We start from the raw sequence: 20,573 nt of genomic DNA, 5'->3' as shown, positions 1-20,573 counted from the left end.
CCGGTCTACAGGGAACCGGTCGGCCGATAGGTGTAAGCGATCAGGCCGCCGAGCTGAGCTTCATATTATACTGGCCGCTCTTGAGCGTCTCCTCCGGCACCCAGGTGCCGTGGAAGGTCGAGCGAACGCGGACGGGCAGCTTGAGCAGCGCAACCGGCCCGGCCGCCAGGTTTTGCGCGTCCAGAATGGCCAGATCGCTGCGGTTCTTAGCACCGCGTGCGACCAGCACGAGCAGCCACCCATCGCCTTCCGGCGCGTCCGGCGTGCGCGGCACGAACTGCGCCTCCTGCACGCTATCGCCCGGGCCAGGCTTCCAGATCTGGAACTCGCCTGTCTGGTTGTCGAACCGCGCCGTGCCGCTCGATCCATCCTGCGCGCGTGCGAGCAGGAAGCCATAGCGATAGGGCCGCCCCTGATAGCGATCGTCCGTGCGCGGCATCTCGCCCGGAATGTTCAGCAGGCGCTGGGTGGTGAAGCTGTCCTCATTGCTGGCGAGATCGAACGTCATGCGCGTCAGGAATGGCGGAACCGGCGCTGTCTCCTCGCCCTGCGGCGTGGTGAAGAAGGGGAAGCAATTGCCATCATAATAGCACAGGTCGAGATGGACCTTCGTGCCTTCGCGATAGGCATTCATCATGTGACCGGCGCTGCCGGTTGGCCCCTTGAACCAGCGAATATCCTCCGCTTTGCCATAACGCGGCACCAGCGCGACATGCACAGGCTGATCGGGGTGCCACTGATAATAAGGCCCGCCCTGCTTCACCACGTCGAGATCGGTGATGAGCGGGAAGAACGGCACGACCACCCATTCATCGGTGATCGCGAAATCATGGACGCAGGCTGCATAGGGCATCTCGAACCAGATCTCGGTCTTAATCTTGCGATCCGGCCCGAAGACGTAGAACACGAAATCCTTGGTCGCATCGCCCTTGGCCTGATAGCCGAACGCCAGCAGCTCGTTGGTGATCGGGTCTACCTTGGGATGCGCCGTAAACGTCTCGGACAATATCTGTCCGTCGAAGTCGACGCGGCCCTTGGTTTCCAGCGTGTCGGGGTCGATCTCGTAAGGGAGGTCATCTTCCTTCAACGCATAGAGATGGCCGGCATGGAACATCGCCGTGGTGTTGGCCGTACCAAGATGGATTTCCTTGGCGCTTTCATCGACCGTATAGCGGTTGCGGTAGCTGCCGAAGAGCCCGCGACGGGCGGCCTTCTGCGCCTTGTAGCGATCCGTCTCGACCCATTTGACGACATAGTCCGCCTGATTGTCCTTGAAGCGGATCATGTGCATCTGGCCTTCGCCATCAATGAAGATGTCATCGGTGCGGCCGGAGGGATATTGCCGGTCGGCGCCGACGCGATACAGGCCGCCTTCCAGCCCATCGGGGATGGCGCCGGAAATCAGCTCCAGCCCACGCAGCTCGATATTGGCGCGCATCGGCTCGCCCCAGCCGCGATACAACTCGACATCGGGAAATTGAATGGGTTCGACCATGGGGTCCTCCTGAAGAATCTGCCTCAGACGGTGGCGATGAAGTTCATGATGTGATGCTCAAGGTCGCTGTCTGGCGTCCCGATCTCGAGCACAGGTGACAGGTGGTTGTGGCCTCCCAGCCAATGCAGCCTTGGAAAGGCCTTGTTGGTTATGGCGTAGCGGGCAGCCAGGCTCGCGGCCTGCTGCTGGAACGGCACCGGATCGAACTCGCAGACCGAGAAGAACAGCGGGATCTTGCTGGTGAGCAGCCCGGCCACGGTGGACGCCTGCGCCCAGCCGGCCGGGTCCTCGCCATAATAGGATTTCTGGAACTGGTTCGGCTCGGCCGCGGCCACGTCGTAAATCCCCGAGCACATCAGCGCGCCGGCAATCTGCGGCGAGAAGCGCGCGACGCAATCGGCCACGTGCACCGCGCCCGCCGACTGCCCCATCACGAAGATGCGGTCCGGATCGCCGCCGAATTGCGCCACATTCTCGCGTAGCCAGATGACGGCATTGGCCACGTCCTCGCCGCCGGCCGGCCAGGTGGCGGCAGGGGCGAGCCGGTAGGTCATGGTGACGCCGACATAGCCCTCATCCACGGCGAAGCTGCCGATATTGTCGTAAAAGGGCGAGCCTTCGGTGGTCTTGTCGCCCATCACGAAGCCGCCGCCATGGACGAAGACCAGCACCGGCGCGCCGGAAAGCCCGTCGCGTGTGAAGATATCCAGCCGATTGCGTGCATCGGGACCATATTGATGGTCGCGCGTCACCCTGGCGCCCGCCGGAATGCCGGGCTGCAGGGCGCGGTAGATTCCCTGCGTGCCGCCCATCATGTCCGGGGTCAGTTCCGTGCCGAACGCTTCAAGCTGTTTGCGGATTTCGGGGGTCATGCAGCATCTCCAACCTTGAGCACCGGCTTGATCACCGTGCCCGCCTCACAATCATGAAACGCCTTGCCGATCTCATCAAAGGCGTAGGTCTCGATCAGCCGATCGAACGGGAAGCGCCCTTGCCGCCAGTAATCGATCAGCATCGGCAGGAAGGTGCGCGGATTGGCGTCGCCGCCGAGTATGCCGCGCAACTGCTTGCCACCGGCCAGCATGGGGAACATGGCCGGCGCCCATTCCCCCCGAGGCGCCGCGACGAAGCCGGCAGTGCCGTTCATTGCGAGGCATTCCAGCGCCATGGTGTGGACGGCTGGCACGGTGGTGGTGTTGAAGGTGAAGTCCACGCCGCGACCGGTAACCGCGCGAATCTGCTTGGCGACGTCCTCGCCGTCGGAGCGGATCGCATCGGTCGCGCCCAGTTCGCGCGCAAGCTCCAGCCGGCCCGGGTTGATGTCCACCGCGACGATCCGCTTCGCGCCCACCAGCTTGGCGGCCATCACCGCAGAGAGGCCGACTCCACCGACCCCGAAGATCGCGATGGTATCCCCTGCCCCCACCTTCAGCGCCTCGATCACCGATCCGGCGCCAGTGATGACTCCGCAGCCGAGCGGGGCCAGCAGTTCCAGCGGAATATCCTTGTCCACCTTCACCGCCGTGCGCTCCGGCACGATGCTGTGCGTCGCGAACGAAGACTGGCCGAAGAAATGCGAGTGGATGCGCTCATCCCTGCACGCCAGCGCCGTCGAGCCATCGAGGCGCTTGCCGCCGAAGTTCATCGGCATCGCCAGATCGCAATAGGTCGGCCGACCGGCCACGCAACTGGGGCACACGCCGCAGCTGCTGCCCGAGAGGAGCACATGGTCGCCCACCGCGAACCCGCGCACGCCCTCACCCAGAGCCTCGACCACGCCCGCGCCCTCATGACCCAGCACGATAGGATGCGGCGCGTGACGCCCCGGATGCTCATGCAAATCGGTGTGGCAGATGCCGACCGCGACCATACGCACGAGCATCTCGCCCGCGCGCGGCGCTTCCAGCTCCAGCGTTTCAAGCACCGGCGCCGGCTGATTGCCGCGACTGACGGCAGCGGTGATCTGCATCACTTCTTCCCCGCAACCGGCGGAGCCTGATGGCTCGGCTTTTTCTTGAGCAGGATCTCGCCTTTCCACGGCACCTGATCGGCGGCGGTCCAGGCGTTGACGTGCAGTGACTGGAACCGCCACACGCCTTCCTTCTTGGTCACATGGTCCTGCCGGGTGCCGATGCCGAACACGAAGTTGGTGTGGTAATCGGTCTGAAACTGTAGGATCTGGAAGAAGCAGCGCACGTCCACCTCGCCCTGCTCCGGGCGTGGGTCCATGATCAGCGTGTTCATGATGTGCTGGCGCCCATACCACCAGCTCTGCCGGTCGTTCCACAGCGAGCGCAGATTCTCCAGGATCGCCTCGTGGCCCTGCACCCGGCCCTGCCAGAGGTGATCGAACCAGGCGTCCTGCGCGAAGGTGGACATCGCCGTCTCTTCATCGGCGAGGTCGATCCCCCAGGCGTAGCGCGAATAAAGCTCCTGAATTTCGAGCCGGTCGAGTGCGCTCAGTTCCCATGCCATGTCAGTGTCCTCCCGGTTTTCCAAGATGGTGATCGTTCTGGATATCGGCCGGCTCGCCATGGTTGGTGAGCAGGGCCTTGCGGCGCACATAGCGCAGGATCGCCTCCGGGCCGGTGCGCGAGCCGCCGCCCACGCCGGACGCGCCAAAGGCATTGCTGCCAACCGTGCGGTTCTTGGCGAAGGTCAGGAAGGTATCCTGCATGAACACGGAGCCGGCATTGATCTGCAGGCCGATCGCCATCGCTTCTTCCGCGCTGCCCGCAACGACGTTCGCCGTAAGGCCGAAAATGGTGTCGTTGGCGAGGGCAATCGCCTCCTCAACCGTCTTGAACGGCATGACCGGCAGGATCGGCCCGAAGGTTTCGTCCCGCATGACCAGCATGTCGTGGGTCACGCCGGTCAGCACCGTCGGGCGCATGTAGAGCCCGCCATCGATCTGCTCGACGGCCCCGCCGGTGAGGACTTTGGCTCCCTTCCCGACCGCGTCGGCGATGTGGCGCGTCACAATCTCTGCCTGCGGTGCGAAGGTGAAGGGATGGAGATGGCCGGCGCGCGGATCGTCGCTGTTGAGGCGCACCTTCTTCGCCTTCTCGACCAGGAGCGCGACGAAGGCATCGTGGATGGCCTCGGCGACGTAAATGCGCTCGACCGAGAAGCAGACCATGCCATTGGCGTGAACCGCGCCGCGCAGGACTGCGGTGGTCGCCCGCTCCAGATCTGCGGTTTCCGTGACGATCACCGGGTCCTTGCCGCCCAGTTCCAGATAGCAGGGGATCAGGCGCTCGGCGCACTGCACGGCGATCTTGCGGCCGGTGGGTACGCTGCCCGTGAAGCAGACGAGGTCGACCGTGTCGATGATCGCCCGCCCCGTCTCGCCATCGCCCTGAACATAATCGAACACGCCGGCCAGTTCCGGCACCTGCGCCACGGCCTCGAACAACGGCTGCACCCAGCGCGGCGTCACTTCCGAGGGCTTGATGAGCACGGCGCAACCGGCGAACAGGGCCGGAATGGCATCGAGCAGCACCAGCATCATCGGCGCGTTCCAAGGGCCGATCACGCCGACCAGCGGATAGGGCACGAACTGCGTGCGCACCTCCACCTGCGGCATGGCCTTGGAGGGGCCGGTATAGCTTGCCGCATCGAGCGCGGCCTGCGCGTCCTCGATCCAGCCGCCGATATTGCCCATGGTGATGAAGCCCTGGAGATAGGAGGTGTGGCACCCGCCCGTATCGATCGCATCAGCCTCGGCGATGACGCTGGCGCGCTTGGCGACCTCGCCCAGCCAGCGCTGCATGACGTCGATGCGCTCTGCGAGCGGCTTGGCACCCCAGGCCTGCTGGTTGCGCCGGAGACGGTCAGCCTTCGCCGCCACGTCCTCCGCCGTCGCAATTTCCATCATAAAGTCGGTCGCGCCGCTGCGTGGGTTGTGCACGGGCACGCTGCGCCGTTCGATATCCGCCATGAACGTCCTCCCCAAAGGCGAGAGACTCGCCTCAATTAGTCAGACGTCGTTGTATATCGATGTTGAACGCGCAATCAACAGGATTGCGGCGGTTCATGATCCCAAGGGAAAAAGCCCGGATAGCGCAGGATCGCCGAGTGCGCGCGCACCACGGATTGCAAGGGCGGGAGCAGCGCTTCGAAGGCGCGCGCCGATATGTTGGATCGCACCGCATCTTCCGTTGCATCCGCGCTGGCCTGGAGGCGGTCGATCTGGTGCCGGCCCTCATCGGTGACGAAATAGAGCGTCTTGCGACGATCCTGCGGAGACGGCACTGCCTGCAACCACCCCCGCTGGGCCAGCTTCTTGAGAACGATCGCGCAGGTGGAGGGATCAAGCCCGTAGACCCGCGCGAACTCGACCTGACTCAGGCCGCCATGCAGATCGAGTATCACCATCGCGGAGAACTGGCGCAGGGTCACCGCCATCGGCGCGACCTGCTCACTGAAATGCGCATGGAGAATCTGCAGCGCGCGACGGAACAGCATGCTGGGCACATTGGCCAGATAGGAGTCCTGCCTGTCCCACCGCGGCGCGCCGTCATTGCCGGCCTCCACCAGGCTGGAGAGCTGCGCCATGGCCACCCCGCGCTCGTCGTCGCTCAGCGGGTCGAGCAGCAACGCCTGAAGCTGGGCGAAGGACGACCGGATTTCGTCCATGCGGGCTTCCCCGGCCGCCGTCAGCACCGGCAGACTGCGCCGCCGATCCCGATCATCTTGCTGGCGGGCGATAAGGCCGGTCAGTTCGAGATTCTGCAGCACGATCGCCGTGGTCGAGGTGTCGCTGCCGCAGGCCCGCGCGAGGCGAACCTGATCGCTCCCCGGACGCTCGGCAATCGCCAGCATCATTTCCGCCTGCGACAAGGTCTCGCCCCCGCAGGCCACCGATCCGTACAGGGCATTTGCGATCTGATCGATGCGATTGAGCAGAAACCCCGGCTTGCGCAGGAACACCCGCATGACCTGATCGAGCGGAACACGCGGTCTTTCTACGGCCCAATCAATCTCAGGTGCAGCAATGGCAATTTGTTTTGCAGGCATCGTCACAAACAGGCGGACCCCGTGATGGGCAATGTTATCATGCGCAACAATCGGCCAGATTCCGGGGCTTGGCAAGCATGTCGGTTAAGCAGATCGACGTTTTTCAGTTGAACCTGAGCGGCCACCCGCTTAGCTGTTGAAGAATCAACAACAAGAATTTTCTTGGAGCGCAGGATGACCGAGGACGACTATGCCGACTACATCGCCCGCTTCAATGCGAACGATTTCGAAGGTTTCGGCCGCTATTATTGCGATGACGTGGTGTTCAACCTGGGCGAGAAGCGCCAGATCATAGGACGTTCCGCCATTCTGGATTTCTACCGCGACGTGAAGTCCAAGGTCCGCGAAACGCTCGACATTCTCGCCGTCGCGGCCGGTCCGGGCACCCTCGCCTGCCATGTTCGCACCGAATTCTACGGCCTGGAAGACTGGCCCGACTTCATCGCCGGCCCCTTGATGAAGGGGCAAACCCTCAACATCGAGAGCCTTGGCTTCTATTATCTGCGCGACGGCAAGTTCGCGCAAATTCTCGGCGCGCGGTACAAGACGCTGCCCGCCACAGCTGCTGTTTGATAGTCATCGAAAAAGGAGATTGCACTTCATGGTAACGCCCGAGATTGCCCCCCATCCCTTCGCGCCGAAGTTCGAATTCGCCTTCACGGTGTCGATCGACCTGACACCGGCGGTGTGGATTTCCCCCACCAGCATGGGCGCGACCCGCGCTGCCGTGTGGGCAGCCCAAGGCACCTTCGAAGGCCCCCGCATTCGCGGCCGGGTCATCCCGATGAGCGGCGGCGACTATCCGCTGTCCCGCCCCAATGGCGTGATCGATTTCGACGCGCGCTACATGCTGGAAGCCGATGACGGCACGCCGATCTATCTGCAGAGCCGCGGCTATCGCTGGGCCGAAGGTGACGCCATGGAGCGCATGGCCCGCAACGAAGATGTGGGGCCGGACGAATATTATATGCGGGTGAGCCCCAAGTTCGACGTGCCCGAAGGCCCGCACGAATGGCTGGGCAAGCACATCTTCGTCGGCGTTGCCGAGAAGATCCCGAAGGCCAACCGCATCCACTATTTCATGCTGCTCTGACGGCTGACGCCTTCCAAAGAAATCCAGCTGCCGCCGCCTTGCACTTTCCGCAGGGCGGCGGCAGTGCCTTATCCAGCCAAGAGGAGAGCATGCGATGAACGATCCGCAAGTCCCCGCCCATCTCGAATATGTGTTCGAAATGCGGGTAAATTTCCGCCCTGAACGCTGCACGGTCGGCCCGCTGCCGGGTGGCGGCTATCAGGGTTACACGCCCTGCGCCAGCGGCACGATCTACGGCCCGCGCCTGTCCGGCATCGTCATTCCGGACAGCGGCGCCGATTATGCCAACGTGCGGGGCGATGGCACCATCGTCATCAAGTCGCACTATATGCTGCAGGCCGATGACGGCACGAAGATCTACATCAACAACAATGGCTATCTCATCCCGGCCAAGCCGGGCGAGGCGCGACTGGATGACGGCACCCCGCAGCCGGCCTATTTCTGCTTCTCGCCCACATTCGTGGTGCCCGAGGGGCCACATGACTGGATGGGCAAGACGCTGATCATCGGCACCGGCAGCCGCCGGTCCAACCCCGATCACTCGATCTTCACTTATTATGCGGTGAAGCAGACGCTCGACTGAGCATTTGACTGAACAAGCGAAAACGCCGCCGCTGGAGCCCTCGGGCCCCGGCGGCGGCGTTTTTCATGCCGGTCAGATTATCCGATCAGGCCGCGTCACCCGCCTGGCGCTTTTCCGCACCGAAGACGCGGACGGGGTCCTTACGGCCCTCCACCACATCCTTGTCCACCACGACTTCGGTCACGCCTTCCATCGTCGGCAGATCGAACATGGTGTCGAGCAGGATCGCCTCGATGATCGACCGCAGACCACGCGCGCCGGTCTTGCGCTCGATGGCGCGCTGAGCAATCGCCGTCAGCGCTTCGTCGGTGAACGTCAGCTCGACATCTTCCAGCTCAAAGAGCTTGCGATACTGCTTCACCAGCGCGTTCTTGGGCTCGGTGAGGATCTGCACCAGCGCAGCGATGTCCAGGTCTTCCAGCGTCGCGATGACCGGCAGACGACCGACAAACTCGGGGATCAGGCCGAATTTGAGCAGATCTTCCGGCTCGGTCTGCTTGAGCAGCTGACCCGTACGCCGTTCGTCGGGCGCTGCGACATGCGCGCCAAAGCCGATCGATTTGCCCTCAAGCCGGTCGCCGATGATCTTTTCCAGCCCCGCAAAGGCACCGCCGGCGATGAACAGGATGTTGGTCGTGTCGACCTGCAGGAATTCCTGCTGCGGATGCTTGCGGCCACCCTGCGGGGGCACCGAGGCGGTCGTGCCTTCCATCAGCTTGAGCAACGCCTGCTGCACGCCCTCGCCCGACACGTCGCGGGTGATGGAGGGATTCTCCGCCTTGCGGCTGATCTTGTCGATCTCGTCGATATACACGATGCCGCGCTGGGCCTTCTCGACATTATAGTCAGACGCCTGGAGCAGCTTGAGGATGATGTTCTCGACATCCTCGCCGACATAGCCAGCTTCGGTCAGCGTCGTCGCATCCGCCATGGTGAACGGCACGTCGAACGTCTTGGCCAGCGTCTGCGCGAGCAGCGTCTTACCGCAACCCGTCGGGCCGATCAGCAGGATGTTGGACTTGGCCAGCTCGACATCGCCCGCCTTGCCGCCATGCTCCAGCCGCTTGTAGTGATTGTGCACAGCCACCGAGAGCACGCGCTTGGCGCGCTGCTGGCCGATGACATAATCACTCAGCACATCGCAAATCTGCTGAGGCGTCGGCACGCCGCCTTCCTTGCGGCCGACCAGACCACCTTTGGTCTCTTCACGAATGATATCGTTGCACAATTCGACGCATTCATCGCAGATGAACACGGTTGGGCCGGCGATGAGCTTACGCACTTCGTGCTGCGACTTTCCGCAGAACGAGCAGTAGAGCGTGCTCTTCGAATCCGATCCTGTGAGCTTTGTCATTCAATCTCTTCCTTGGTCTGGCGCCGTCTCGCGCCAATTGCCCAGATGCTCTTTCCGTCGGTCATCCTAGACCGGCTTCTTGCAGCATCACAAGTGCCGAAAATGTCGCCAAATAGCGTAAACCAGACATTGCCGGCTCAAAAGCCATAATGGAAAGAAGATGGGAGGGCCGGTCCGGCTTTGCAATGGGAGATGCTGGCCGGCCCCGGTCAGGCTGCGAACAGAGAGATTTTAACGGCGGACACAAGCTGGCCGCTCACTCGACCACGGCACAGCCCAAAGTCCGGCGACGATGCACGGCGCCGTCGGGATGCAAAGGCCGACCGCGTGAGCGGCCGGCCCGACCCTATCAAGCCGGCGTTTCTTCGCTGGTGCCGGGACGCTTGTCGTACACCTTGTCCACAAGGCCGAACGCGAGCGCTTCTTCCGCTTCCAGGAAGGTGTCGCGATCCATGGCGGCCTCGATCTTCTCCAGCGGCTGGCCGGTGTACTTCACGTACAGATCGTTCAGGCGACGGCGGATACGAAGGATTTCCTTGGCCTGGATCTCGATATCAGACGCCATGCCCTGCGCGCCGCCAGACGGCTGGTGGATCATGATCCGCGCGTTGCTGAGCGCAAAGCGCATCCCCGGCTCGCCCGCGGCGAGCAGGAAGCTGCCCATCGATGCGGCCTGGCCGATGCACACCGTCCCGACCTTGGGGCGGATATATTGCATGGTGTCGTGGATCGCCATGCCGCTGGTCACCACGCCGCCCGGCGAGTTGATGTACATCCAGATGTCCTTCTTCGGGTTCTCCGATTCCAGAAACAGCAGCTGGGCAACGATCAGCGAGGCCATGTGATCCTCGACCTGGCCGGTCACGAAAATGATCCGCTCCCGCAACAGGCGCGAGTAGATATCGAAGCTGCGCTCGCCCCGGTTGGACTGTTCGATAACGATAGGAACAAGTGCCCCGAGCGGATCAAAATTATCGGTCATGATTCTCTTTCTTACTGGCCGTCTGCGGCCACTACATCGGACGTTTGGGCACTGACTTCAAGATGGGGGGCCATGTGACGCACGCAGATCTCGCCCGTTGACCAAGCGACGGGCCAACCGCTGCCCTGGCATCTCTACAAGCCGATAGCTGACCACAGAACAGAGCACGACGATGCCAACAAAAAGCAACGTCATGCCGTCGCCAAACAAAGCGGTGCCTCCAACCTGACTGTGACCATCAACACGCACGATCAAATCCACCCCCAGGAACCGCTGCGCAACGGCAAGACCGTTTAAAAAGCGGTAATAGAGAAAGCCATGGATCATGTAGATCGAGTAGGACAAAGTACCGAGCAGCACGAAAGGCGCGAGTTTGAGGACGCGGCTGCATATCCCCTTCTCTCGCGCGAAAACCAGCACGCTTATGAGGAAAACCAGTGGGGCCGCCAAGGACAGCGGGCCTGCTCCGGCGAGGCTCACGAACATCATGACAGTTGCAACCACGACAAGCTCGATCAGATGGTCCACCCAGCCTGCCACCCTGATTGCGTGAGCTGAAGCGGCGCACCGCCAGCCCACCATGCCTAGCGCAAATCCGAACAGGCAGCGGACCAGCGCTCCATCGTGGAAGACGTTAAGAAAGCGATCGGTGTTGAGAGCAAGAAAGATCGGTGCCCCGATGACGATCACCCCGCAGACCGGCAGCAACCAGCGCGCACGATATCGAAGCAGGAGCGCGAAGATAAGGTACGTCCAAAGTTCCGCAGCAATCGACCAGCTTGGGCCGTTCCACGGCGTCGCATCAGGTCCAAAGAAAATCTGAACCAGGAACAGCGACTGGATAAATGCGGCGACCGACTGGGTGCCGGTAAAGGGCTCCCGGTTTGCTAGCGTCGGCCAAAAAAGAGCGAACACAATCTCAAAAGCCAGAAAGACCATGAGCATGACGATGTGGAGCGGGTAGATGCGCCCAAGCCGCAACGCCATGAACCGCGGCACGGAAAAGCCTTCGCGCAGCCTCTCACCATAGCTGGAGCCGATCACAAAACCGGACAGGACAAAGAAGAAATCGACGAACAGAAAGCCATGCTGGATTATAGGTAACGCGGAAATGCGCCCCTGCGTCTGAAAGTGGAGCATCACCACCATGCAGGCGCACACACCCCGCAGGCTATCGAGCGCGACATAGCGGTGCTTGGCCTTCGTCAAATCCATATAGTGCTGCCCCTTTGGGCTTCCCTAGCGCGCGCCGTGGCGGCTAGACAAACCCGTTCACCTTCATTTTCGGAAGCGCAACCGGCCCTTTGCTTCTCAGCGGCGCGCTGACATCCCCGGCGCGGTATGCGCCAGATAGGCAAGGCGCTTCATTTCCTGCCGGCCGCGCGTCACCGTATCGAGGATGAGGCCGGTAAGCAGACACAGGGCGGACAGAACGCCCATCCCCACGATGGTGATGAGGGTCGGGAAGCGGGGCACAAGCCCCGTCTCCAGATAGGTCAGGATGACCGGCACGCCCATCAGCCCGGCAACCAGCGCGATCACCAGCGCAATGAAACCGAAGAACCACAAGGGCCGCTCCACGCGATAGAGCTGGATCATCGTGCGCAGGATGCGCCAGCCGTCGCGGAAGGTGTTGAGCTTGGAGAGCGAACCTTCCGCCCGCGCCGCATAGGCCGTCATCACCTCGCCCACCGGCATGCGTAGTTCGAGCGCATGAACGGACATCTCCGTCTCGATCTCGAAGCCTTCCGAGAGGATCGGGAAGCTCTTGACGAACCGCCGGGAGAACACCCGATAGCCTGAGAGAATATCGGTGAAACTGCGCCCGAAAAGCTGCCTCAGCAGCCCGGTGAGCAGCAGATTGCCGAGCCGGTGCCCCGGACGGTAAGCCGCCTCTACCTTAGACTTGCGGGCGCCGACGACCATGTCGAGCGGCCCGTCCAGCATCGCGCTGACCAGCGCCGGCGCCGCGCTCGCATCATAGGTCGCATCGCCATCGGCGAGCACGTAGATGTCCGCATCGACGTCCGCGAACATCCGCCGCACGACATGGCCCTTCCCTTGCTGCCGCACGCTGTGGACGATCGCCCCGGCGGCGCGCGCGACGGCGACGCTGTCATCGGAGCTGTTATTGTCGAACACGTAGATGGCCGCCTGCGGCAAGGCCTGCGCGAACGCGGTGACGGTCTGCCCGATGGCGACCGCCTCGTTATAACAAGGCAGCAGGACGGCGATGCGCACGCCTGTCATCGGGCTGGACGGGTCTGGATGCATGGGACTGCGGGCTTATGGCAACAGATCGCATGGTTGCAATGGTCTTTTGCGGCCCCAGCGCCCTGCGGCGCCTTCTGCACTCGTCCGGCGCGTTGCATCCAAAGAAAAAGCGAGCCGGAACGGTACCCCGCTCCGGCTCGCTTCTGATCAGTTCATGCTATCTGCAGTCAGGTCTCAGGCCTCGGCAGCCTTGGCCTTCTTGGCAGCGGGCTTCTTGGCCGGCTTCTCAGCCGCGTCGCCCTCGTCCGCCTTGGCAGCAGCGGCTTTCTTGGCCGGAGCCTTCTTGGCAGGCGCCTTGGCCTCTTCAGCCGGAGCGGCTTCTGCCTCGGCATCAGCCTTCTTGGCAGCCGGCTTCTTGGCGGCAGCCTTCTTGGCCGGCTTGGCGTCGTGGCTGTGATCGTGGCCGCAATCCGGCCCGTGGACGTGACCGCCCTCTTCGCTCTCGATCGCTGCTTCCAGATCCGCGCGCGCAACGGTGCGCTCGCTCACATCCGCCTTCTCGAAGAGATAGTCGACGACCTTGTCTTCATAGAGCGGGGCACGAAGCTGCGCAGCGGCCATCGGCTCGTTGCGGACATATTCGACAAAGCGCTCGCGGTCCTGCGGGGCATATTGCTGGGCAGCCTGGGCCACGAGGCGGTTCATTTCCGCCTGGGTGATCTCCACGCCATTGGCCTGGCCGATCTCAGAGAGAAGCAGGCCCAGACGGACGCGACGCTCGGCAATCTTGCGATAGTCGTCGCGGTCGGCTTCCATTTCCTTGAGCGCCGCCTCGGGATCTTCCTCGTGACCGGCTTCATGCTCAAGCTGCTGCCAGATCTGGCCGAACTCGGCCTCGACCATGCCCGGGGGCACCTCGAAATCATGGCCGGCAGCCAGCTGATCGAGCAACTGGCGCTTCATGTAGGTGCGCGTCAGATTGCCGTGCTCCTGCTCGATCTGCGCCTTGAACAGCTCGCGCAGCTTCTCGAGGCTCTCGAGACCGAGCTGCTTGGCAAATTCGTCGTCAGCGGGCTTCTCGACGGGGTTCTTGACCGCTTTGATGACGAGATCGAACGTCGCATCCTTGCCGGCCAGCTCCTTGGAGCCATATTCGGCGGGGAAGGTCACGTTGATGGTCTTCTCGTCGCCGGTCTTCACGCCAACCAGCTGATCCTCGAAGCCGGGGATCAGATTGCCCGAGCCGATGGCGATCGCCATGTCCGAACCGGTGCCGCCCTCGAACGGCACGCCGTCGACCTTGCCGACGAAATCCATGACGACCTGATCGCCTTCCTTCGCCTTGGCGGTCTTGGGGGCGTCCTCATAACGCTGGCTCTGCGCGGCGAGACGGCCAACCGCCTCGTCGATCTGCTCGTCGGTCACATCGACGACGAGCCGCTCCAGCTTGATGCCCTCGATCTTGGGCGCGGGAACCTCCGGCAGGATTTCCAGAGCGACCTTGACCTCGGCATCCTTGCCGTCCTCATAATCGGCCGTCAGCTCGACGCTCGGCTGCATCGCGGGACGCAGCCTGTTCTCGGCGATGACCTTCTCGACGCCCTCACGGATGGACTTGTCCAGCGCCTCGCGCTGCAGGGCCGGGCCGTGCATCTTGCGGACGAGGTTGGCAGGCACCTTGCCGGGCCGGAAACCGGGCATCCGCACCTGCGGCGCAATCGACTTCACTTCCTCTTCGACGCGGGCGTCGATGTCCTTGGCCGTGACGGTCAGCGTATAGGCGCGCTTGAGGCCCTCATTCAATGTCTCGACAATCTGCATATCTCTAACTCGACGCTTTCCAGGCTAGGATGAAATCTCTTGGAACGACCGGGGCTAGGCTGCGCAACTGGTGCGGGCGAAGGGACTCGAACCCCCACATCTTGCGATACCAGAACCTAAATCTGGCGCGTCTACCAGTTTCGCCACGCCCGCATCGGTCGCCGGTCGGCGGGCCATAGTGCAAAGCCTGGGAAAGGGCAAGGCTGTGCGCGCCTTGCCGTGTCGATCCGGAACGATCCCTCACCCCGCCCGTTGAAAAGAGCAAACGAAAGGACGCAAAGCCATGGCCAGCCAGCCGGAAATTCCGCCCCCCGATACCATCACCCCGCAGTCACCTGACGAGCTTCCGCCCATGGAATCGCCGGACGAGACGCCGTTTCGCGAACCGCCGGAAATCGCGCCAGAAACGCCCAATATTGACGAGCCCGGCCGCGGTCCCGACGAACTGCCGACCATCGCGCCGCCGCCAGACTGATCTGAGCTACTGATCTCAGCATCCCGGCCCGCCTAATGGAGGCGCGGCCGGGATGCGATCAGCCCAGTGCCTTCTTGATCAGTTCGTTGACCATCTGCGGATTGGCCTTGCCCTGCATGGCCTTCATCGTCTGACCGACGAAGAATCCGAACAGCGCTTCCTTCCCGGCCTTATACTGTTCGACCTTATCAGCATTGTCCGCGAGAATCTTCGCGACGACCGCCTCGATCGCACCAGTATCCGTGGTCTGCTTGAGACCGCGCGTCTCGACAATCTCGGCAGGCGCTTCGCCGGTTTCGAGCATGATCTCGAACACCTGCTTGGCGATGCTACCCGAAATCGTGCCATCGGCCACCAAGGCGAGCAATTCCGCGCCGCGCTCGGGGTTGACCGGGCTGTCTTCCAGCGTCTTGCCGAGGCGATTGAGCGCACCGTAAAGCTCGGAGAGCAGCCAGTTGGCGCTGGCCTTGGCCACCTCACCCTCGCTCTTCTTCTGGATGCGCGCGCTTTCCGCGAGCAGAGCCTCGAACCAGCGGGCCGTTTCCGCCTCCGCGGTCAGCACGCGGGCGTTGTACTCGGAGAGCCCCAGCACCTCGACATAGCGGGTGCGCTTGGCATCCGGCAGTTCGGGCAGCGAGTGCCGGCAATCCTCGATGAAGCTGTCCTCCAGCACCAGCGGGAGCAGGTCCGGGTCAGGGAAGTAGCGATAATCATGCGCGTCTTCCTTGGAGCGCATCGACCGCGTCGTGCCGGTGTCCGGATTGAACAGGCGCGTTTCCTGCACGATCCGCCCGCCGCCTTCGATTACGTCGACCTGCCGCTGGGCTTCATATTCGATGGTCTGCATGACGAAGCGCACGGAATTGACGTTCTTCGTCTCGGTCCGCGTGCCGAATTCCTCGCCGAACTTGCGCACGGAGACGTTCACGTCCGCGCGCATGGAGCCCTCCTCCATATTGCCATCGCACGAGCCGACATAGCGCAGGATCGCCCGCAGCTTGCGCAGATAGGCCCCGGCCTCGGCAGGCGAGCGCATGTCCGGGCGGCTGACGATTTCCATCAGCGCCACACCCGAACGATTGAGATCGACATAGGAGCGCGTCGGGTGCTGATCGTGCATCAGCTTGCCGGCATCCTGCTCGACATGGATGCGCTCGATGCCAATGGCCTTGTCGGCGGGAATGCCGGCCTTCTCGTCGGCTTCGATCGTCAGCGAACCTTCGCCGACAAGCGGATGATAAAGCTGGGAAATCTGGTAGCCCTGCGGCAAGTCCGCATAGAAATAATTCTTCCGGTCGAACCGGCTCCACTTGTTGATCTGCGCATTGATCGCAAGGCCGGTGCGCACTGCCTGACGGATGCACTCGCGATTGGGCACCGGCAGCATGCCGGGCATCGCGGCATCGACAAGGCTCACCTGCGTGTTCGGCTCCGCGCCGAAGGCCGTCGCCGCACCGGAGAACAGCTTGGCCTGGCTCACCACCTGCGCGTGAACCTCAAGGCCGATGACGACCTCCCAGTCCCCGGTGGCGCCACGAATGCGATAGCTCGTCTCAGTCATTCTTCAGTCCTTACAGTATTCCCGCGAAGGCAGGAATCCAGGGGAGTGCAGCCCTTGGCTGCCCTGGGCTCCTGCCTGCGCAGGAGCACGAAACACTTACCACCACGCCTCAGGCCGGGCGGTGAAGCCCGCCCGTTGCTCGATGGCAAAGCCGGCATTCAGCACGGATTGCTCATTGAAGGCCGGGCCGATGATCTGCAGGCCGAGCGGCAGCCCGTCCTTACTGAGCCCGCCGGGCACGGACATGGCGGGGAGACCCGCCAGCGAGGCCGGCACCGCGAACACGTCGTTCAGATACATTTTCAGCGGATCGTCGACATTCTCGCCGAGACCGAAGGCCGCGCTGGGCGCGGTGGGCGCAAGGATGACGTCGCAGGCCTCGAAAGCCTTGGCGAAATCCTGCGCGATCAGCGCCCGCACCTTCTGCGCTTGCGTGTAATAAGCGTCGTAGAAGCCCGCCGAGAGCACATAGGTGCCGATGATGATGCGGCGCTTGACCTCGGGGCCGAAACCGGCGGCGCGGGTCGCGGCATACATGTCCTGCAGGTTTGCGCCATCGGGCAGATCGCGCAGGCCATAGCGCACGCCATCATAGCGCGCGAGATTGGACGAGGCTTCCGCCGGAGCGATGATGTAATAAGCCGGCAGGGCATATTTGCTGTGCGGGAGCGAGACCTCGACGATCTCGGCGCCGGCATCCTTCAGCCAGGCAATGCCATCATCCCACACCCGCGCCACATCGGCATCGAGACCCTCGACGCGATACTCCTTGGGAATACCGATGCGCTTGCCCTTGAGATCGCTGGACAATCCCGCTTCCCACTGCGGCACTGGCAGGTCGAGCGAAGTGGAGTCCTTCGCGTCAAAGCCGGCCATATTCTCGAGCAGGATCGCGCAGTCGCGCACGTCCTGCGCCATCGGCCCGGCCTGATCGAGCGAGCTGGCAAAGGCGATGATGCCCCAGCGCGAGCAGCGGCCATAGGTCGGCTTGATGCCGGAAATGCCGGTGAAGGCCGCAGGCTGGCGGATCGACCCGCCGGTATCCGTGCCCGTCGCCGCCGGGCAGAGCCGCGCGGCAATCGCCGCCGAGCTGCCGCCCGAGGAACCGCCCGGCGCCAGCGCGGCATTGCTGCCGTCATTGCGCCGCCAGGGCGAGATCACATTGCCGAAATAGCTCGTCTCGTTGGAAGAGCCCATGGCGAACTGATCGAGATTGAGCTTGCCGAGCATGCCTGCGCCGGCATCCCACAGCTTCCGCGAGACGGTGGACTCGTAGGTCGGCGTGAAGCCTTCCAGCATGTGGCTGGCGGCGGTCGTCTGCACGCCCTCGGTGCAGAACAGGTCCTTCATGCCGATGGGCACGCCGGAAAGCGGCTTGAGCGTACCGGCGGCGCGGTCCTTGTCCGCCTGATCGGCAGCAGCCAGCGCATGCTCGGGCGTCTCGACGATGAAGGCGTTGAGCGCCTTGGCGGCGGCGACGTTGGCGTTAAACGCCTCGGCGACTTCCCGCGCGGAGAACTCGCCGGCACGGAAGCCATCGCGGATCTGCGCGACAGTGAAGTTGGTCAGATCGGTCACGATCCCGCTCCGTTCGCCCTGAGCTTGTCGAAGGGCTGCTTGTTGAGTCTCTCGTTTCTGGATCCCGGATCGGTCGCCGCTACGCGGCTGTCCGGGATGATCGAATGATGCCGTCCCGTCATCATTCGATCACCTTCGGCACCGCGAAAAAGCCATGTTCGGCCTGAGGCGCATTGGCCAGCACCTTGTCGCGGACATTGCCGTCGGTCACGGCGTCCTCGCGCAGGCGCAGCGTGTTGGGGATGACGGCGGTCATCGGCTCGACGCCGGTCACGTCCACTTCGCCCAGCTGCTCCACCCAGTGGAGAATGCCGTTGAGTTCGGGCACCAACGCCTGCGCTTCATCCTCGCTGACAGCGAGGCGCGCGAGGCTGGCGATCTTTTTTACGGTTGTCAGGTCTACGCTCATGGGAGCGCGCGCTAGCACTGGCTCCGGCGGTCATCAAGGCGCTTCCGCCGTTTCGGCCCCATTGGCGGCCGTCGACAGCGGTTCGCCGACCGGTTCGCCACCGATGTAGAGCTGTCGCGCCATCACGGGGCGGAGGTCCACGGCGCCGGCGCGGATCTGCGCGACGAGCCGGCGAGCGGCATCGCCTTGGGCAAGATAGCGGCTCTCATTGCTCCATTCGCCATTCTCCTGCCGGATGAGGCGCACGGTTGGGGCACAATCGCCGCATTCCGGAGCGGGCAGCTTCACAACGATCGCCAGATCCTCGCCCGGTACATAATGCAACAGGCACGGGCCGGCCTCCTCGCAGGCATCATATTGCAGCAGCCGCTTGCGCAGCGCTGGCGGCAATTCGACCGGGATGGGCAGGATCGTCAGCCGCTCGTCCAGCAATTCGCCACTGCGCGCGGCGACGACCATAGGCGGCACAGCCCAGCGGTCGGTCAGCTTCATCGTCTCGGCGGCATGACGGCGGATCGTCGCGTCGGCCGAGCCACTCGCCAGCCGTCGAATCGCGGCACGCCCCTCCGGCCCGAAATCGAACCACAAGGCACGGTAATCGAACTTGTCCGGCGCCACCTGCCCGCCCGCGAGGCGCTGGAGCTGGTGCGCAGTCGCGATCCGCTCGAAGCCGAAGATCGGCGTGGAGAGCAGTAGCGCAATACCGGCGATCACGAATACGAGCATGCGATTGGTCCGCCGCAGCCGCGCAAACCAGCCGCGTGCACCGAGGATGGCGACGGCATAGGCAATGGCGGTGATGCTCGCCACGGCCAGAAAGGCCAGCGCCCACAGCCGCTCCGGCGTCAGGCCATGCTGATGGATGCGCAGGCCCGAGGAGAAGACCGCTATACCCACCATCGGCAGCAGGAACAGGCCGAGCGCCGCCGCGCTGGCGCCCAGCAACACCGAGCGGGTTTCCTCAAGTGCCGTGTCGCCCACCACCGCATTGGCGAGAAACAGCGCCAGCACCGCTCCGGCCAGCATGATCGGCGTCGTGCCGCCCGTCGCCCAGAGCGGCGCCAGGCCGGTAACAGGCAAGGCCGCCAGGAAGATGCCGATCGCCAGCGCCACCACCGGCGCCAGCACGCGCAGCACCAGCATGGCCACGCGCTGCAAGGCGGCGATGATCGCCCCGCGATCCTGCAACAGCCCGAGCGCCGCACCGAAGGCGGCACCGCACAGCATGGCGACCACCGCAGACTCGCGCAGGGCATCGCGCAGGAACGGGAGCTTCACCAGCATGAACATCTGCGCCAGCAAATGGGCGATGCCGAAGCTGAGCAGCATGAACAGCGCGCTTGCGCCGATCAGCAGCGCATTCGTCCACAAATGGCCGTGAACATCCTCATAATGGATGGCCTGGCGCGACCAGGCCCGTACGGCGCGCGGCAACACACCGGCCGGCGCAGAGGGCGCGCCACCGGCCAGACTGCGGTCCTGCGCTGCCTGAAACAGCACCAGCAGCGCAGCCGCCGCGATGGCGCCGCAGACGAGATGCCAGAGATCGACGCTCGATCCGTGGCCGGGCACCCCGTTCCACAGGAAGACGCCGCCGCCAATGAGGCCGCAGATCAGTGCCACGACAAGAGCCGCGACCGGTCGCCGCCGGCGCCAACTGAGGCCAAAGGCGAGCGCGGCGGTCGAAAGGAACATGGGCAGCGCCGCGATCACCCGCCGCAGAAACTCGGGCTCGATGGGCGCGGGATCGGAAAACCGGTCGATCGCCAGACCGACAAGCGCGCCGAGCACACACAGCACCCAGGTGCGCAGCGGCCATACCGTCTGCGCCGTCGATGCGTTGCTGGCCATCATCCTGCTCCCCGCCGCGTCCGTTCCTGAACCGGTCCGACCTATCACGATCCGCTCGCAAGGCAAATTGGACCTTCGCCTGTTGGAGCTTCGCCTGCTGCCTTCGCTTGCCTCGCGCAACCCAAGCGGGCATGAGCC

General features: G+C 63.6%; 19 protein-coding genes and 1 tRNA gene. 4 read left to right on the top strand and 16 right to left on the bottom strand.

Annotation, left to right across the window (positions count from 1 at the left end):
- Window positions 1–40: 40 nt before the first annotated feature.
- From M2336_RS10875 to M2336_RS10850, 6 genes are all read right to left on the bottom strand, one after another.
- Complete coding sequence (locus M2336_RS10875) at window positions 41–1,495, bottom strand: carotenoid oxygenase family protein (RefSeq protein WP_264572537.1); 1,455 nt, start codon at window positions 1,493–1,495, stop codon at window positions 41–43.
- Between the two features lie 23 nt (window positions 1,496–1,518).
- The gene (locus tag M2336_RS10870; RefSeq protein ID WP_181559314.1) at window positions 1,519–2,367 is read right to left on the bottom strand and encodes an alpha/beta hydrolase; all 849 of its coding nucleotides are present in this window, start codon (window positions 2,365–2,367) and stop codon (window positions 1,519–1,521) included.
- Window positions 2,364–3,464, bottom strand: a complete 1,101-nt coding sequence (locus M2336_RS10865) for an NAD(P)-dependent alcohol dehydrogenase (protein ID WP_264572536.1) — start codon at window positions 3,462–3,464, stop codon at window positions 2,364–2,366. Before M2336_RS10865 ends, M2336_RS10870 begins: the two co-directional genes overlap by 4 nt.
- Window positions 3,464–3,970 carry a nuclear transport factor 2 family protein gene (locus M2336_RS10860; RefSeq protein ID WP_181559312.1) on the bottom strand — a complete coding sequence of 169 codons (507 nt, stop codon included), beginning with the start codon at window positions 3,968–3,970 and terminating at the stop codon, window positions 3,464–3,466. The genes M2336_RS10865 and M2336_RS10860 overlap by 1 nt, the downstream gene beginning before the upstream one ends.
- Before the next feature lies 1 nt (window position 3,971).
- Entirely contained in the window at window positions 3,972–5,435 is a 1,464-nt protein-coding gene (locus M2336_RS10855; protein ID WP_264572535.1) for an aldehyde dehydrogenase family protein, read from the bottom strand.
- A 74-nt stretch (window positions 5,436–5,509) separates the two neighbouring features.
- A complete protein-coding gene (locus tag M2336_RS10850) occupies window positions 5,510–6,433 on the bottom strand; it encodes a MarR family winged helix-turn-helix transcriptional regulator (RefSeq protein ID WP_264592986.1) in 924 nt (307 codons plus the stop codon).
- Window positions 6,434–6,688: 255 nt separating this feature from the next.
- Here M2336_RS10850 and M2336_RS10845 point away from each other — a divergent pair, with 255 nt between their 5' ends.
- The 3 genes from M2336_RS10845 to M2336_RS10835 all read left to right on the top strand — a co-directional run bounded on the left by M2336_RS10845 (window position 6,689) and on the right by M2336_RS10835 (window position 8,190).
- Complete coding sequence (locus tag M2336_RS10845) at window positions 6,689–7,087, top strand: nuclear transport factor 2 family protein (protein WP_181559309.1); 399 nt, start codon at window positions 6,689–6,691, stop codon at window positions 7,085–7,087.
- 28 nt (window positions 7,088–7,115) lie between these two features.
- Window positions 7,116–7,607, top strand: a complete 492-nt coding sequence (locus M2336_RS10840) for a DUF3237 domain-containing protein (protein WP_264572533.1) — start codon at window positions 7,116–7,118, stop codon at window positions 7,605–7,607.
- A 94-nt stretch (window positions 7,608–7,701) separates the two neighbouring features.
- Window positions 7,702–8,190: a DUF3237 domain-containing protein gene (locus tag M2336_RS10835; protein ID WP_264572532.1), complete on the top strand. Its 489-nt coding sequence runs from the start codon at window positions 7,702–7,704 to the stop codon at window positions 8,188–8,190.
- An 85-nt stretch (window positions 8,191–8,275) separates the two neighbouring features.
- On the opposite strand, the gene clpX is transcribed toward M2336_RS10835, so the two are convergent.
- From clpX to M2336_RS10805, 6 genes are all read right to left on the bottom strand, one after another.
- Window positions 8,276–9,544 (bottom strand): ATP-dependent Clp protease ATP-binding subunit ClpX, encoded by a 1,269-nt coding sequence (gene clpX / locus M2336_RS10830; protein ID WP_181559306.1) that lies wholly within the window; start codon window positions 9,542–9,544, stop codon window positions 8,276–8,278.
- A gap of 349 nt (window positions 9,545–9,893) precedes the next feature.
- Window positions 9,894–10,526, bottom strand: a complete 633-nt coding sequence (gene clpP, locus M2336_RS10825) for an ATP-dependent Clp endopeptidase proteolytic subunit ClpP (RefSeq protein ID WP_181559305.1) — start codon at window positions 10,524–10,526, stop codon at window positions 9,894–9,896.
- Window positions 10,527–10,583: 57 nt separating this feature from the next.
- Window positions 10,584–11,741, bottom strand: coding sequence for an acyltransferase family protein (locus M2336_RS10820; RefSeq protein ID WP_264572531.1), 1,158 nt, complete (start codon window positions 11,739–11,741; stop codon window positions 10,584–10,586).
- Window positions 11,742–11,837: 96 nt separating this feature from the next.
- The gene (locus tag M2336_RS10815; RefSeq protein ID WP_264572530.1) at window positions 11,838–12,800 is read right to left on the bottom strand and encodes a glycosyltransferase family 2 protein; all 963 of its coding nucleotides are present in this window, start codon (window positions 12,798–12,800) and stop codon (window positions 11,838–11,840) included.
- Window positions 12,801–12,974: 174 nt separating this feature from the next.
- Window positions 12,975–14,561 (bottom strand): trigger factor, encoded by a 1,587-nt coding sequence (gene tig / locus M2336_RS10810; RefSeq protein WP_264572529.1) that lies wholly within the window; start codon window positions 14,559–14,561, stop codon window positions 12,975–12,977.
- A gap of 68 nt (window positions 14,562–14,629) precedes the next feature.
- Window positions 14,630–14,714: transfer RNA gene (locus M2336_RS10805), tRNA-Leu, on the bottom strand.
- Between the two features lie 130 nt (window positions 14,715–14,844).
- On the opposite strand from M2336_RS10805, the gene M2336_RS10800 reads away from it, so the two are divergent.
- Window positions 14,845–15,036, top strand: coding sequence for a hypothetical protein (locus M2336_RS10800; protein ID WP_264572528.1), 192 nt, complete (start codon window positions 14,845–14,847; stop codon window positions 15,034–15,036).
- 58 nt (window positions 15,037–15,094) lie between these two features.
- Here M2336_RS10800 and gatB read toward each other — a convergent pair whose 3' ends face one another.
- The 4 genes from gatB to M2336_RS10780 form a co-directional block, all read right to left on the bottom strand.
- Window positions 15,095–16,597 (bottom strand): Asp-tRNA(Asn)/Glu-tRNA(Gln) amidotransferase subunit GatB, encoded by a 1,503-nt coding sequence (gene gatB / locus M2336_RS10795; RefSeq protein WP_264572527.1) that lies wholly within the window; start codon window positions 16,595–16,597, stop codon window positions 15,095–15,097.
- Between the two features lie 96 nt (window positions 16,598–16,693).
- Window positions 16,694–18,175 (bottom strand): Asp-tRNA(Asn)/Glu-tRNA(Gln) amidotransferase subunit GatA, encoded by a 1,482-nt coding sequence (gene gatA / locus M2336_RS10790; RefSeq protein ID WP_264572526.1) that lies wholly within the window; start codon window positions 18,173–18,175, stop codon window positions 16,694–16,696.
- 121 nt (window positions 18,176–18,296) lie between these two features.
- Complete coding sequence (gene gatC / locus M2336_RS10785) at window positions 18,297–18,584, bottom strand: Asp-tRNA(Asn)/Glu-tRNA(Gln) amidotransferase subunit GatC (protein WP_264572525.1); 288 nt, start codon at window positions 18,582–18,584, stop codon at window positions 18,297–18,299.
- Window positions 18,585–18,617: 33 nt separating this feature from the next.
- Complete coding sequence (locus M2336_RS10780; RefSeq protein WP_264572524.1) at window positions 18,618–20,435, bottom strand: DUF4153 domain-containing protein; 1,818 nt, start codon at window positions 20,433–20,435, stop codon at window positions 18,618–18,620.
- Window positions 20,436–20,573: the final 138 nt, after the last annotated feature.

Source organism: Sphingobium sp. B1D7B (assembly GCF_025961965.1).
Lineage (GTDB): Bacteria > Pseudomonadota > Alphaproteobacteria > Sphingomonadales > Sphingomonadaceae > Sphingobium.
Note: the sequence above shows the minus strand (reverse complement) of the source record. Positions and strands in the feature narration are given on the sequence as shown.

Coding starts and splice junctions, on each gene's coding strand:
- M2336_RS10875 (WP_264572537.1), bottom strand. CDS start 1,495: ATGGTCGAACCCATTCAATTTCCCGATGTCGAGTTGTATCGCGGCTGG.
- M2336_RS10870 (WP_181559314.1), bottom strand. CDS start 2,367: ATGACCCCCGAAATCCGCAAACAGCTTGAAGCGTTCGGCACGGAACTG.
- M2336_RS10865 (WP_264572536.1), bottom strand. CDS start 3,464: ATGCAGATCACCGCTGCCGTCAGTCGCGGCAATCAGCCGGCGCCGGTG.
- M2336_RS10860 (WP_181559312.1), bottom strand. CDS start 3,970: ATGGCATGGGAACTGAGCGCACTCGACCGGCTCGAAATTCAGGAGCTT.
- M2336_RS10855 (WP_264572535.1), bottom strand. CDS start 5,435: ATGGCGGATATCGAACGGCGCAGCGTGCCCGTGCACAACCCACGCAGC.
- M2336_RS10850 (WP_264592986.1), bottom strand. CDS start 6,433: ATGCGGGTGTTCCTGCGCAAGCCGGGGTTTCTGCTCAATCGCATCGAT.
- M2336_RS10845 (WP_181559309.1), top strand. CDS start 6,689: ATGACCGAGGACGACTATGCCGACTACATCGCCCGCTTCAATGCGAAC.
- M2336_RS10840 (WP_264572533.1), top strand. CDS start 7,116: ATGGTAACGCCCGAGATTGCCCCCCATCCCTTCGCGCCGAAGTTCGAA.
- M2336_RS10835 (WP_264572532.1), top strand. CDS start 7,702: ATGAACGATCCGCAAGTCCCCGCCCATCTCGAATATGTGTTCGAAATG.
- clpX (WP_181559306.1), bottom strand. CDS start 9,544: ATGACAAAGCTCACAGGATCGGATTCGAAGAGCACGCTCTACTGCTCG.
- clpP (WP_181559305.1), bottom strand. CDS start 10,526: ATGACCGATAATTTTGATCCGCTCGGGGCACTTGTTCCTATCGTTATC.
- M2336_RS10820 (WP_264572531.1), bottom strand. CDS start 11,741: ATGGATTTGACGAAGGCCAAGCACCGCTATGTCGCGCTCGATAGCCTG.
- M2336_RS10815 (WP_264572530.1), bottom strand. CDS start 12,800: ATGCATCCAGACCCGTCCAGCCCGATGACAGGCGTGCGCATCGCCGTC.
- tig (WP_264572529.1), bottom strand. CDS start 14,561: ATGCAGATTGTCGAGACATTGAATGAGGGCCTCAAGCGCGCCTATACG.
- M2336_RS10800 (WP_264572528.1), top strand. CDS start 14,845: ATGGCCAGCCAGCCGGAAATTCCGCCCCCCGATACCATCACCCCGCAG.
- gatB (WP_264572527.1), bottom strand. CDS start 16,597: ATGACTGAGACGAGCTATCGCATTCGTGGCGCCACCGGGGACTGGGAG.
- gatC (WP_264572525.1), bottom strand. CDS start 18,584: ATGAGCGTAGACCTGACAACCGTAAAAAAGATCGCCAGCCTCGCGCGC.
- M2336_RS10780 (WP_264572524.1), bottom strand. CDS start 20,435: ATGGCCAGCAACGCATCGACGGCGCAGACGGTATGGCCGCTGCGCACC.